Annotated in this window: 11 protein-coding genes; 7 read left to right on the top strand and 4 right to left on the bottom strand. The window is 66.6% G+C overall.

The window, feature by feature from the left end; genetic code table 11:
- Nucleotides 1-6: 6 nt before the first annotated feature.
- The 4 genes from ACV22V_RS05500 to ACV22V_RS05485 form a co-directional block, all read right to left on the bottom strand.
- Nucleotides 7-1,254 (bottom strand): molybdopterin molybdotransferase MoeA, encoded by a 1,248-nt coding sequence (locus ACV22V_RS05500; RefSeq protein ID WP_448013199.1) that lies wholly within the window; start codon nucleotides 1,252-1,254, stop codon nucleotides 7-9.
- Nucleotides 1,255-1,521: 267 nt separating this feature from the next.
- Entirely contained in the window at nucleotides 1,522-2,973 is a 1,452-nt protein-coding gene (gene thrC / locus ACV22V_RS05495; RefSeq protein WP_448013198.1) for a threonine synthase, read from the bottom strand.
- A 14-nt stretch (nucleotides 2,974-2,987) separates the two neighbouring features.
- Nucleotides 2,988-4,316, bottom strand: a complete 1,329-nt coding sequence (locus tag ACV22V_RS05490; RefSeq protein WP_448013197.1) for a homoserine dehydrogenase — start codon at nucleotides 4,314-4,316, stop codon at nucleotides 2,988-2,990.
- A gap of 52 nt (nucleotides 4,317-4,368) precedes the next feature.
- Complete coding sequence (locus ACV22V_RS05485; RefSeq protein ID WP_059529831.1) at nucleotides 4,369-5,607, bottom strand: pyridoxal phosphate-dependent aminotransferase; 1,239 nt, start codon at nucleotides 5,605-5,607, stop codon at nucleotides 4,369-4,371.
- Between the two features lie 316 nt (nucleotides 5,608-5,923).
- On the opposite strand from ACV22V_RS05485, the gene ACV22V_RS05480 reads away from it, so the two are divergent.
- From ACV22V_RS05480 to ACV22V_RS05450, 7 genes are all read left to right on the top strand, one after another.
- Entirely contained in the window at nucleotides 5,924-6,298 is a 375-nt protein-coding gene (locus ACV22V_RS05480) for an Mth938-like domain-containing protein (RefSeq protein ID WP_059529828.1), read from the top strand.
- A 134-nt stretch (nucleotides 6,299-6,432) separates the two neighbouring features.
- The gene (locus tag ACV22V_RS05475; RefSeq protein WP_448013196.1) at nucleotides 6,433-8,109 is read left to right on the top strand and encodes a phospholipid carrier-dependent glycosyltransferase; all 1,677 of its coding nucleotides are present in this window, start codon (nucleotides 6,433-6,435) and stop codon (nucleotides 8,107-8,109) included.
- Nucleotides 8,110-8,122: 13 nt separating this feature from the next.
- Complete coding sequence (locus tag ACV22V_RS05470) at nucleotides 8,123-8,494, top strand: EamA family transporter (RefSeq protein WP_014896865.1); 372 nt, start codon at nucleotides 8,123-8,125, stop codon at nucleotides 8,492-8,494.
- Nucleotides 8,495-8,630: 136 nt separating this feature from the next.
- Nucleotides 8,631-9,782, top strand: a complete 1,152-nt coding sequence (locus tag ACV22V_RS05465) for a DegT/DnrJ/EryC1/StrS family aminotransferase (RefSeq protein WP_448013195.1) — start codon at nucleotides 8,631-8,633, stop codon at nucleotides 9,780-9,782.
- A gap of 6 nt (nucleotides 9,783-9,788) precedes the next feature.
- Complete coding sequence (locus ACV22V_RS05460; protein ID WP_059529818.1) at nucleotides 9,789-10,811, top strand: glycosyltransferase; 1,023 nt, start codon at nucleotides 9,789-9,791, stop codon at nucleotides 10,809-10,811.
- Nucleotides 10,808-11,755 carry a formyltransferase gene (locus ACV22V_RS05455; RefSeq protein WP_448013194.1) on the top strand — a complete coding sequence of 316 codons (948 nt, stop codon included), beginning with the start codon at nucleotides 10,808-10,810 and terminating at the stop codon, nucleotides 11,753-11,755. The genes ACV22V_RS05460 and ACV22V_RS05455 overlap by 4 nt, the downstream gene beginning before the upstream one ends.
- Complete coding sequence (locus ACV22V_RS05450) at nucleotides 11,752-12,807, top strand: bifunctional UDP-4-keto-pentose/UDP-xylose synthase (RefSeq protein ID WP_059529811.1); 1,056 nt, start codon at nucleotides 11,752-11,754, stop codon at nucleotides 12,805-12,807. The genes ACV22V_RS05455 and ACV22V_RS05450 overlap by 4 nt, the downstream gene beginning before the upstream one ends.
- The last annotated feature ends 10 nt before the right edge of the window (nucleotides 12,808-12,817 follow it).

Genomic DNA, 12,817 nt, shown 5'->3' with positions numbered 1-12,817 from the left:
GTCGCGTTACGACAGCAGTTCGGAAAACGGAATGAAACGCACGGTCTCGCCCGCGCTGATCGCGTGCTGCGGCGGATTGTCGATCAGGCCGTCGCCCCAGACCGTCGACGTCAGCACCGCCGAGCTCTGGTTCGGGAACAGGTCGAGGCCGCCGGCCGCGTTGACGCGCGCGCGCAGGAATTCGTTGCGCCGATCGCCCTTGCTTTGCGAAAAGTCCGCGCGCAGCGACAGCGCACGCGGCGCGACGTCGCGCACGCCGGACAGGCGCAGCAGGAACGGCCGCACGAACAGCAGGAACGTGACGAAGCTCGACACGGGATTGCCCGGCAGCCCGATGAAGTGCGCGTCGGGACGCGCGTCGCCGCGGCGCACCGCGCCGAACGCGAGCGGCTTGCCCGGCTTCATCGCGATCTGCCACAGCGCGAGCCGCCCCTCAGCCTCGACGGCCGGCTTCACGTGATCCTCGTCGCCGACCGATACGCCGCCGCTCGTCAGGATCACGTCGTGATCGCGCGCGGCCTCGCGCAGCGTGTCGCGGGTCGCGGCGAGCGAGTCGGGCACGATCCCGAAGTCGGTCACGTGGCAGCCGAGCCGCTCAAGCAGCCCGCGCAGCGTGAAGCGGTTCGAATTGTAGATCGCGCCGGGTTTCAGCGGCTCGCCCGGCATCGTCAGTTCATCGCCGGTGAAGAACACCGCGACGCGAACCCGCCGCGCGACCGACAGCTGCGCACAGCCGACCGACGCGGCCAGCCCGAGCGCCTGCGGCGTGAGCCGCGTACCGGCCGGCAGGATCACCGAACCTTCGCGGATGTCCGCGCCCTGCGCGGTGATCCACTCACCGGCCTTCGGCGTGTGGAGGATTTCGACCGCATCGCCGTCGGCCGACGTCTGCTCCTGCATCACGACGGCGTCGGCGCCGGGCGGCACCGTCGCGCCGGTGAAGATCCGCGCGGCCGTGCCCGCCGCGAGCGGCGCGGCCGGGTGGCCGGCCGGGATCCGCTGCGACACCGGCAGGCGCCGCTCGCCGTGCAGCAGATCAGCGACGCGCACCGCATAGCCGTCCATCGCGCTCGTATGCATCGGCGGCACGTCGAGCGGCGAGCTCACGTCGGCCGCCAGCACACGGCCGAGACCGTCGAGCGTGGCGACGGTTTCGGCGCCGGGCAGCGGCTTCGCGGCTTCGAGCAGCGCGGCGAGCGCTTCGGCGGTCGACAGCATCGGCGCGCGCGGCGCCGCGGGATTCGGGTTCGACATCGATGGAATCGGGGATCGTTGGAATCAATACGTCATTGTAGCGACGCCATCGCACCCACGTGCGATATGCCGGACATGCGGCAACTGTGATCGGCGCGAACGCGCTGCCCCGGCACTCGTTTCGCGCGCCATCCGGCAACGCGCCCGCGCGCGGCCGCCAGCAAACGAAACGGCCGGAACCCCGATCCGTGCGACGAATCGGCATTCCGGCCGTCCTGCGCCGCCGGGCTTGCGACCCCGCGGCCCGGCGCTGCCCCGGGTGCTACGTTATGCGCCCGTATGCGCGGCGATGAAGTCCTTCACCTGCTGCGCATCGGCCTTTACGACCTCGAAACGCTGCGGCAGCGCCTCGAGCCCGTCGAATGCGGCCGGCCGCTCGGCTTCGCGATCGAGCGCCTCGCGGATCGTCTCGCCGAACTTGATCGGCTGGGCCGTCTCGAGCACGATCATCGGCACGCCCGCGTCGAGGTGCTCGCGCGCGACCTTCACGCCGTCGGCCGTGTGCGTATCGATCATCGTGTCGTAACGCGAGAACACGTCGCGGATCGTCGCGATGCGGTCCGTGTGGCTGCTGCGACCCGACACGAAGCCGAACTCGGCGACGCGCGCGAAGTCGCCGCTCGCCGCGAGATCGAAACCGCCCTTCTCCTCGACGTCGCGGAACAGCTGCATCACGCGTGCCGGATCGCGGCCAAGCAGGTCGAACACGAAGCGCTCGAAGTTCGACGCTTTCGATATGTCCATGCTCGGGCTGCTCGTGTGATACGTGTTTTCCGCGCTGCGCACGCGATATGCGCCGGTGCGGAAGAACTCGTCGAGCACGTCGTTCTCGTTGGTCGCGACCACGAGCTTCGCGATCGGCAGGCCCATCATCCGCGCGATGTGACCCGCGCAGACGTTGCCGAAGTTGCCCGACGGCACCGTGAACGACACGCGCTCGTCGTTGGACGTCGTCGCCGCGAAATAGCCCTTGAAGTAGTACACGACCTGCGCGACGACGCGCGCCCAGTTGATCGAGTTGACGGTGCCGATCTTCTGCTGCGCCTTGAACGCGTGATCGTTCGACACGGCCTTCACGATGTCCTGGCAGTCGTCGAACACGCCTTCGACCGCGAGGTTGAAGATGTTCGGATCCTGCAGGCTGAACATCTGGGCGGTCTGGAACGCGCTCATCTTCTTGTGCGGCGACAGCATGAACACGCGCACGCCGGCCTTGCCGCGCATCGCGTATTCGGCCGCGCTGCCCGTGTCGCCCGACGTCGCGCCGAGGATGTTCAGCGCTTCGCCGTGCTTCGCGAGCGTGTACTCGAACAGATTGCCGAGCAGCTGCATCGCCATGTCCTTGAACGCGAGCGTCGGGCCGTTCGACAGTTCGAGCAGCGAGACCGGCGCGCCGTTCTCGGTGCCGAGCGTCTTCAGCGGCGTGATGTCGGACGCGTTCTCGCCGTGGCGCGTGTTGCTGTACACGGCGGCCGTATACGTGCGGCGCGTGATCGCGCGCAGGTCGTCGGCCGGCACGTCGTCGCAGAACTTCGACAGGATCTCGAACGCGAGATCCGCGTACGGCAGCGTGCGCCAGCGGGCCAGTTCGTCGGCCGACACCTTCGGGTACTCGGCCGGCAGGTACAGCCCGCCGTCCTTCGCGAGACCGCCGAGCAGGATGTCGGAGAACGTGTGGCGCTCGCCGATGCCGGCGCCGCGCGTGGAGATGTAGTTCATGTCGTTCCTGGTCCTCAGTTCAGCGCTTCCATGCGCAGCTTCGTCACCTTCGAGACCACCGTCGCGAGGCCTTCGATCTGCGTGATCGCCGCGTTCACGTGCTTCTCCAGCGTCTCGTGCGTGATCAGGATGATGTCGGTTTCGCCGTTCGCGTCGTCGACCTGCTCCGATTCCTTCTGCAGCAGCGCGTCGATCGAGATGCCCGTCGCGGCGAGGATGCGCGTGATGTCCGCGAGCACGCCCGTCTGGTCGGCCACGCGCAGGCGCAGGTAGTAGCCGCTCGTCACTTCCTCGATCGGTAGGATCGGCGTGTTCGACAGGCTGTCCGGCTGGAACGCGAGATGCGGGACGCGATGCTCGGGGTCGGCCGTGTGCAGGCGCGTGACGTCGACGAGATCCGCGACGACCGCCGATGCGGTCGGTTCCGCGCCCGCGCCCTTGCCGTAATACAGCGTCGTGCCGACCGCGTCGCCGTGCACGACGACCGCGTTCATCGCACCCTCGACGTTCGCGAGCAGGCGCTTCTCGGGAATCAGCGTCGGATGCACGCGCAGCTCGATGCCGTTTTCGGCGCGGCGCGTGATGCCGAGCAGCTTGATCCGGTAGCCGAGCTCTTCCGCGTAGCGGATGTCGGTCGCGTCGAGCTTGCTGATGCCTTCGACGTACGCGCGGTCGAACTGGACCGGCACGCCGAACGCGATCGCGCTCATGATGGTCGCCTTGTGCGCGGCGTCGACGCCTTCGATGTCGAAGGTCGGATCGGCTTCCGCGTAACCGAGCTCCTGCGCGGCCTTCAGCGCGGTCGCGAAGTCGAGGCCGCGGTCGCGCATTTCCGACAGGATGTAGTTCGTCGTGCCGTTGATGATGCCGGCGATGTACTGGATGCGGTTCGCGGTCAGGCCTTCGCGCAGCGCCTTGATGATCGGAATGCCGCCGGCGACGGCCGCCTCGAACGCGACCATCACGCCCTTTTCGCGCGCGGCCTCGAAGATCTCGGTGCCGTGCACCGCGAGCAGCGCCTTGTTCGCCGTCACGACGTGCTTGCCGTTCGCGATCGCGCGCAGCACGAGCTCGCGCGCGATGCCCGTGCCGCCGATCATCTCGGCGATGATCGAAATCGACGGATCGTCGACGACCGCGTTGAAATCGTCGGTGATCTGCGCGGCGCCGGCGTTACCGCCGAGCGCGGCCTGCGCCTTGGCCGGGTTGCGCACCGCGATGCGCGCGACCTCGATGCCGCGCCCCGCGCGTCGCTTGATTTCTTCCTGGTTGCGGTGCAGCACCGTGAAGGTGCCGCTGCCGACGGTGCCGAAGCCCAACAGGCCAACTTTGATCGGTTCCATGCTGCGTGTGATCGATGAGTAAGAATGAATGAATGCCGGGGACCTTGTCCGCTCAGACCGAATGGCGCTTGCGGTAGCCGTCGAGGAAGCGCGCGATCCGGTTGATCGAATCGGTCAGGTCGTCGAGGTTCGGCAGGAAGACCACGCGGAAGTGATCCGGCGCCGCCCAGTTGAAGCCCGTCCCCTGCACGAGCAGCACGCGTTCCTCGAGCAACAGGTCGAGGATGAACTGCTGGTCGTTCTGGATCGGATAAAGCTTCGGATCGAGGCGCGGGAACATGTACAGCGCGGCCTGCGGCTTCACGCAGGTCACGCCCGGAATCGACGTGAGCATGTCGTACGCCAGCTCGCGCTGCTTGTACAGGCGCCCGCTCGGCACGATCAGCTCCTTGATGCTCTGGTAGCCGCCGAGCGCGGTCTGGATCGCGAACTGCCCGGGCACGTTCGCGCACAGGCGCATCGACGACAGGATCCCGAGCCCTTCCAGATAATCCTTCGCGCGCCGGCGGTTGTCGCCGCCGAGGCCCGACACGGCCATCCAGCCCGCGCGATAGCCGCACGAGCGATAGCTCTTCGACAGGCTGTTGAACGTGACGGTGATCACGTCTTCCGACAGCGAGCCCAGCGCCGTGTGCTCGAGCCCGTCGTAGACGATCTTGTCGTAGACCTCGTCGGCGAACACGATCAGCCCGTGCTGGCGCGCGATCTCGAGCAGATCGCGCAGCAATTCGTCGGAATAAAGCGCGCCGGTCGGGTTGTTCGGGTTGATCACGACGATCGCCTTGGTGTTCGGCGTGATCTTGCTGCGGATGTCGTCGAGGTCGGGCATCCACGCGTTCTGCTCGTCGCACACGTAATGCACGGGCGTGCCGCCCGACAGGCTCACGGCGGCCGTCCACAGCGGGTAGTCGGGCGCCGGCAGCAGCACTTCGTCGCCGTCGTTCAGGAGCGCCTGGGTCGCCATCACGATCAGCTCGGACGCGCCGTTGCCGATGTAGATGTCGTCGAGGCCGACGCCGACGACACCCTTTTGCTGCGTGTAGTGCATCACGGCCTTGCGGGCCGAGAACACGCCCTTCGAATCCGAATAGCCGGACGACGCCGGCAGGTTGCGGATCATGTCCTGGATGATTTCGTCCGGCGCGTCGAAACCGAACGGCGCGAGGTTGCCGATGTTCAGCTTGATGATGCGGTGGCCTTCTTCCTCGAGGCGCTTCGCGTGCTCGAGCACCGGGCCACGGATGTCGTAGCAGACGTTGAGCAGCTTGTTCGACTTCTGAATCGGTTTCACGACGACACGGTTCCTGGGTTGGCCTTGCGGCCGGGGGACGGGATCAAAACTGGAGAGCGGCCGGTCTGTGCGCGCTGTCTAGACTGGGGAAAATGCGGGCGGTCGGACGCGGCTTGTGGCGACGCACGACGCAAGTGGCGCCCGGGGGCGACCAAAAAGTTATAATTTAGCGGATTTTGGCCGACTTTCGCAATGCACCATGGCCGCTCCGGGCCCGCGCCGTCAGGCGTCCCGCGCGCGGCGGTCGCGAAACCGGCCGCCCGGGCCCGTGCGGCCCTTGCCAGACACTCCCTCCACGGAACCGCGGAATACCGATTTGAAACTGCACCAGGACACGAGCGGCGCGCTCAATACCGTCACCGGCTACGGCCCCGATTATGTCGACGTCAACCTCCAACGCCACGAAGGAAGCGTCATCGTGCTGCCCGGCGCACCGGTGCGGGACTGGCCCGTGTCGTCGTTCGACGCGCTCGCGCCCGAGCATTTCGCGATGCTGCTCGACCCGGCGCCCGAGCTCGTGATCTTCGGCAGCGGCGCGCGGCTGCGCTTCCCGCACCCGCGCCTCGTGGCCGCACTCACGGCCCAGCGGATCGGCGTCGAGACGATGGATTTCCAGGCCGCCTGCCGCACCTACAACATCCTGATGGCCGAGGGCCGCAAGGTCGCCGCCGCGCTCTTAATTGAACGTTAATCACTGTTGCGGTAAAACTCGGGCCGGCACACCGGGTCGATCCCCGGATCGTCGTCCGGGTCGATGACCGGCAAGCCGACCGCCCCGGCGCAACCCGCCGGCGGCTCTCACAACAACCAACAGGCTGAAAATCCATGAACGATACGCCGTCGAGGCTACCGCTCAACCGCATCATGCTCGTCCTCCTGCTCGTCGCGCTCGCGATCGTCTGGTTCGCGCCGCTCGGGCTGCGCCACCTGATCCCGAGCGACGAAGGCCGCTACGCGGAAATGGCGCGGGAAATGTTCGTCACCGGCGACTGGATCACGCCGCGCTACAACGGCTACAAGTACTTCGAGAAGCCGCCGCTGCAGACCTGGCTGAACGCGCTGACGTTCGCATGGTTCGGCATCGGCGAATGGCAGGCGCGCCTCTACACGGGCCTCGCCAGCTTCGCCGGCGTGCTGCTGGTCGGCTTCACGGGCGCGCGCCTGTTCAACCCGCTGTCCGGCTTCCTCGCGGCCGTCGTGCTCGCATGCTCGCCGTACTGGAACCTGATGGGCCACTTCAACGCGCTCGACATGGGGCTCGCGTTCTGGATGACGCTGTCGCTCTGCTCGCTGCTGCTCGCGCAGCGGCCCGGGCTTCCGGCGGGCGCGGCGCGCGGCTGGATGTGGGCGTGCTGGGCCGCGATGGCGTTCGCCGTGCTGTCCAAGGGCCTCGTCGGCCTGATCCTGCCCGGCGCCGTGCTGGTGCTCTATACGCTGATCGCCCGCGACTGGGCGCTGTGGAAGCGGCTGTATCTGGTCAGCGGCCTCGTGATCTTCTTCGCGATCGTCACGCCGTGGTTCGTGCTCGTCCAGCAGCGCAACCCCGAGTTCTTCAACTTCTTCTTCATCGTCCAGCAGTTCCGCCGGTATCTGACCCCGGAACAGAACCGCCCGGGCCCGCTCTACTATTTCGTGCCGGTGCTGCTGGTCGGCTTCCTGCCGTGGCTGTCGGTCGCGTGGCAGAGCCTCCGACATGCACTGCGCATGCCGCGTCAGCCGAACGGCTTCTCCCCGATGCTCGTGCTGCTGATCTGGAGCGCGTTCATCTTCCTGTTCTTCAGCGCATCGCATTCGAAGCTGATTTCGTACGTGCTGCCGATCGCGCCCGCGCTCGCGCTGATGATCGGCGCGTACCTGCCGCTGATGAGCGCCGACCGGTTCCGCCGTCACCTGCTCGGCTACCTCGTGTTCTTCGTCGTCGCGGCGTTCGGGATCATCTTCCTCGCGTATCAGGGCGACGCCCGCACGCCGAACGCGCTGTACCGCGCGTTCCAGCTATGGCTGTACGCGGGCCTCGCGGTCGCGGGCGCGCTGACGCTCGCGGCCGCATGGCTGAACCGTCGCGTGGGCGTCGCGGCCGCGATCACCGCGTTCGGCGCCGCGTGGCTCGCGTTCGGCACGATCGGCGGCACCGGTCACGACGAGTTCGGGCGCTACAGCTCGGGCGCGCTGCTCGCGCCCGCCGTGCGCGCCGAACTGGCGAAGCTGCCGCCCGACACGCCGTTCTACTCGATCGAGATGCTCGATCACACGTTCCCGTTCTATATGGGCCACACGACGATCATGGTCCAGCGCCAGGACGAACTCGCATTCGGGATCTCGGTCGAGCCGAACAAGTGGATCCCGACCGTCGACCAATGGATCGAACGCTGGAAGCAGGAAACCCATGCGCTCGCGATCATGCCCCCCGGCCAGTACGACACGCTGGTCAAGCAAGGCGTGCCGATGCGCGTGATCGCGCGCGACAACCGCCGCGTGATCGTCGAGAAACCGCAATCGTAAGGACGCCCGCCGCATGAATCCCGTTTCGTTCGTCTGCATCATCACCGGCGTGATGCTCAACGCCTGTGCGCAACTCCTGCTGAAAGCCGGCGTCAACGCCGTTGGACACTTCGAATTCAGCCGTGCGAACATCATCCCCGTCGGCCTGAAGATCGCGACCCAACTGCCGATCATCGGCGGCCTCGGCTGCTACGTGCTGAGCGTGGTCGTCTGGATTCTCGGGCTGTCGCGGGTCGACGTGTCGATCGCGTACCCGATGCTGTCGCTCGGCTACGTGGTCAACGCGTTTGCCGCCTGGTACCTGTTCGGCGAGGTGCTGTCGGTCCAGCGGCTCGTCGGCATCGGCATCATCCTGATCGGCGTGCTCGTACTCGCGCGCAGTTGAGCGCGCCCCGGCCCGGTGGCATTAAGCGTCCGCCTACAAAAAATCACGGTACGAATCCGGCAACCGGTGTTTAATGCCGGTTTCGGGCCGGATCGCCCGCCCCTTTATTACCAGCCATTACAGGCCACAAGCGTTCATGAGCCAGACTACCGCTCCGTTCCTGCCGTTCACCCGCCCCGAGATCGACGAGGAAACCATCCAGGGTGTCGTCGAAGTGCTGCGCTCGGGCTGGATCACCACCGGCCCGCAAAGCCAGAAATTCGAGGCAGCGCTGTCCGAGTACTGCGGCGGCCGTCCGGTCCGCGCGTTCAATTCGGGCACCTGCACGCTCGAGATCGGCCTGCGCATCGCGGGCGTCGGCCCCGGCGACGAGGTGATCACGACGCCGGCGTCGTGGGTGTCGACCAGCAACGTGATCCTCGAGACGGGCGCGACGCCCATATTCGCCGACATCGATCCCGTCACGCGCAACATCGACCTCGACAAGCTCGAGCAGGCGATCACGCCGCGCACGAAGGCGATCATCCCGGTCTATCTGGCCGGCCTGCCGGTCGACATGGACCGCCTGTACGCAATCGCGCGCGCGCACAACCTGCGCGTGATCGAGGACGCCGCGCAGGCGCTCGGCTCGACCTGGAAAGGCAAGCGCATCGGCGCGAGCGGCGACATCGTGTCGTTCAGCTTCCACGCGAACAAGAACCTGACGACGATCGAAGGCGGCGCGCTCGTGCTGAACAACGAGGACGAGGCGACGCTCGCGCAGAAGTACCGCCTGCAGGGCATCACGCGCACCGGCTTCGACGGGATGGACTGCGACGTGCTCGGCGGCAAGTACAACCTGACCGACGTCGCCGCGCGCGTCGGCCTCGGCCAGCTGCCGCACCTCGAGCGCTTCACCGCGCAGCGCCGCGCTCTCGTGCGCGCATACTTCGCCGCGCTCGACGGCGGCCCGGCCGTGAAGCTCGGGCTCGGCCTGCCCGTCGCCGATTTCGAGAACAGCAACTGGCACATGTTCCAGGTCACGCTGCCGCTCGACCGTCTGTCGATCTCGCGCGCCGATTTCATGGCGCAGATGAAGGAACGCGGGATCGGCACGGGCGTCCACTACCCGGCCATCCATCTTTTCACGCTGTATCGTGCACGCGGCTTCAAGGAGGGCATGTTCCCCCACGCCGAACGATACGGCGCATCGACCGTCACGCTGCCGCTCTTCACCCAGATGACGGAAGACGACGTGCGTCGCGTGGCCGACGCCGTCAACCAGATTTGCGAACAATACGGAAAATAAGCGTACATGAATCACCTTGAAGCACGCGCCGGGCATCCGGGCGCCGCGAACCCGGAGGTATCGGTCATCATCCCCGTGTACAACGAGGAAGAGGGCCTGGCCGCGCTGTTCGCGCGCCTGTACCCGGCACTCGACGCACTCGGCACGTCGTACGAAGTGATCCTGATCAACGACGGCAGCCGCGACCGCTCGGCCGCGATGCTGGCAGACCAGTTCCACGTGCGCCCCGACACGACGCGCGTCGTGCTGCTCAACGGCAACTACGGCCAGCACATGGCGATCCTCGCCGGCTTCGCGCAGTCGCGCGGCGACATCGTCATCACGCTCGACGCCGACCTGCAGAACCCGCCCGAGGAAATCGGCAAGCTGATCGCGAAGATGCGCGAGGGCTACGACTACGTCGGCTCGATCCGCAAGCAGCGTCAGGACAGCCTGTGGCGGCGCAAGGCATCGCAGATGATGAACCGGCTGCGCGAGCGCATCACGCGGATCAAGATGACCGACCAGGGCTGCATGCTGCGCGCGTACAGCCGCCGCATCATCGACACGATCAACGTGTGCGGCGAAGTCAACACGTTCATCCCCGCGCTGGCCTATACGTTCGCGCAGAACCCGACCGAAATCGAGGTCGCGCACGAAGAACGCTTCGCGGGCGAATCGAAATACTCGCTGTACAGCCTGATCCGGCTGAACTTCGACCTCGTGACGGGCTTCTCGGTCGTGCCGCTGCAGTGGCTGTCGTTCATCGGCGTGATCCTGTCGCTCGGCTCCGCCGCGCTGTTCGTGCTGCTGCTCGTGCGCCGTTTCATCGTCGGCGCGGAAGTGCAAGGCGTGTTCACGCTGTTCGCGATCACGTTCTTCCTGCTCGGCGTGATCATCTTCGCGCTCGGCCTGCTCGGCGAATACGTCGGCCGCATCTACCAGCAGGTGCGTGCACGGCCGCGCTACCTGATCCAGGCCGTGCTCGAACAGCATGACGGCATGCCGGCGGTGCCGGCCGGCACGAATCGCACGGGGGTGTCGCAATGAAGCCGCGCGCCGTCGTCTTCGCGTATCACAACGTCGGCGTGCGGTGCCTGCAGGTGTTGCTGGCACGCGGCGTCGACGTCGCGCTCGTCGTCACGCACGAGGACAATCCGAACGAGAACATCTGGTTCGGCAGCGTCGCATCCGTCGCCGCCGAGCACGGGATCCCGGTCGTCACGCCGACCGACCCCGCCGATCCGGCACTGCGCCGCGCGGTGGCCGACGCGCAGCCGGACTTCATCTTCTCGTTCTACTACCGCCACATGCTGCCGGTGGACCTGCTCGCGATCGCGCCGCGCGGCGCGTACAACATGCACGGTTCGCTGCTGCCGAAATACCGGGGTCGGGTACCGACCAACTGGGCCGTGCTGAACGGCGAAACGGAAACCGGCGCGACGCTGCACGAGATGGCCGCGAAGCCCGACGCCGGCGCGATCATCGGCCAGACCGCGGTGCCGATCCTGCCGGACGACACGGCCACGCAGGTGTTCGACAAGGTGACGGTGGCCGCCGAGCAGACGCTCTGGCGCGTGCTGCCCGCGCTGCTCGCGGGCGATGCGCCGCATCTGCCGAACGATCTCTCGAACGGCAGCTACTACGGCGGACGCAAGCCGGAGGACGGCCGCGTCGACTGGTCGAAGCCGGCCGCGCAGGTCTACAACCTGGTTCGCGCGGTCGCGCCCCCGTATCCGGGCGCGTTCACCGACGTCGGCGGCACGCGGTTCGTGATCGCCCGCGCGCGCCTCGCGGCGCCCGGCAGCGCGCTCGCCGCGGCCGCGGCGGATTTGCCGCCCGGCCTGCACGTAAGCGATAATGCGCTATTCGGCGTCTGCGGCGACAGCCGCGCCCTATCCATTCTCGAGCTGTGGCAGCAGCGCGACGGCAGCGAAACCGTCGTGACGCCCGCGGAATTCGCGCAGTTCATTCATTCTTCCCGTCATTCATGAAAGCAAAAAAAGTCCTGATCCTGGGTGTGAACGGCTTCATCGGCCATCACCTGTCGAAGCGCATTCTTGAAACCACCGATTGGGAAGTGTTCGGCATGGACATGCAGACCGATCGGCTGGGCGACCTCGTCAACCACGAGCGGATGCACTTCTTCGAAGGCGACATCACGATCAACAAGGAGTGGGTCGAGTATCACGTGAAGAAGTGCGACGTGATCCTGCCGCTCGTGGCGATCGCGACGCCCGCGACCTACGTCCAGCAGCCGCTGCGCGTGTTCGAGCTCGACTTCGAGGCGAACCTGCCGATCGTGCGTTCGGCCGTCAAGTACGGCAAGCACCTCGTGTTCCCGTCGACCTCCGAGGTCTATGGCATGTGCTCGGACGAGCAGTTCGACCCGGATGCATCGGCACTCACCTACGGCCCGATCAACAAGCCGCGCTGGATCTACGCGTGCTCGAAGCAGCTGATGGACCGCGTGATCTGGGGCTACGGGATGGAAGGCCTGAACTTCACCCTGTTCCGTCCGTTCAACTGGATCGGCCCGGGCCTCGACTCGATCTACACGCCGAAGGAAGGCAGCTCGCGCGTCGTCACGCAGTTCCTCGGCCACATCGTGCGCGGCGAGAACATTAGCCTCGTGGACGGCGGCTCGCAGAAGCGCGCGTTCACCGATATCGACGACGGCATCAGCGCGCTGATGAAGATCATCGAGAACAAGAACGGCGTCGCGTCGGGCAAGATCTACAACATCGGGAATCCGAAGAACAACTTCTCGGTTCGCGAGCTCGCGCACAAGATGCTCGAACTGGCCGCCGAATACCCGGAATACGCCGGCTCCGCGAAGCAGGTGCAGCTCGTCGAAACGACGTCGGGCGCCTACTACGGCAACGGCTACCAGGACGTGCAGAACCGCGTGCCGAAGATCGACAACACGATGCAGGAGCTCGCATGGGCGCCGCAATCGACGTTCGACGACGCGCTGCGCAAGATCTTCGAAGCGTATCGCGGCCATGTCGCCGACGCGCGCGCGCTGGTCGAGCAGCAGAACTGACGGGACGCTC

It is taken from the genome of Burkholderia sp. AW33-5 (genome assembly GCF_053427615.1).
The sequence above is the reverse complement of the archived record's forward strand: the minus strand, read 5'-3'. Positions and strand labels throughout refer to the sequence as shown.

Bases quoted from the DNA above. Each gene is read 5' to 3' on its own strand.
- ACV22V_RS05500 (WP_448013199.1), bottom strand. From the start codon at position 1,254: ATGTCGAACCCGAATCCCGCGGCGCCGCGCGCGCCGATGCTGTCGACC.
- thrC (WP_448013198.1), bottom strand. From the start codon at position 2,973: ATGAACTACATCTCCACGCGCGGCGCCGGCATCGGCGAGCGCCACACG.
- ACV22V_RS05490 (WP_448013197.1), bottom strand. From the start codon at position 4,316: ATGGAACCGATCAAAGTTGGCCTGTTGGGCTTCGGCACCGTCGGCAGC.
- ACV22V_RS05475 (WP_448013196.1), top strand. From the start codon at position 6,433: ATGAACGATACGCCGTCGAGGCTACCGCTCAACCGCATCATGCTCGTC.
- ACV22V_RS05470 (WP_014896865.1), top strand. From the start codon at position 8,123: ATGAATCCCGTTTCGTTCGTCTGCATCATCACCGGCGTGATGCTCAAC.
- ACV22V_RS05465 (WP_448013195.1), top strand. From the start codon at position 8,631: ATGAGCCAGACTACCGCTCCGTTCCTGCCGTTCACCCGCCCCGAGATC.
- ACV22V_RS05460 (WP_059529818.1), top strand. From the start codon at position 9,789: ATGAATCACCTTGAAGCACGCGCCGGGCATCCGGGCGCCGCGAACCCG.
- ACV22V_RS05455 (WP_448013194.1), top strand. From the start codon at position 10,808: ATGAAGCCGCGCGCCGTCGTCTTCGCGTATCACAACGTCGGCGTGCGG.
- ACV22V_RS05450 (WP_059529811.1), top strand. From the start codon at position 11,752: ATGAAAGCAAAAAAAGTCCTGATCCTGGGTGTGAACGGCTTCATCGGC.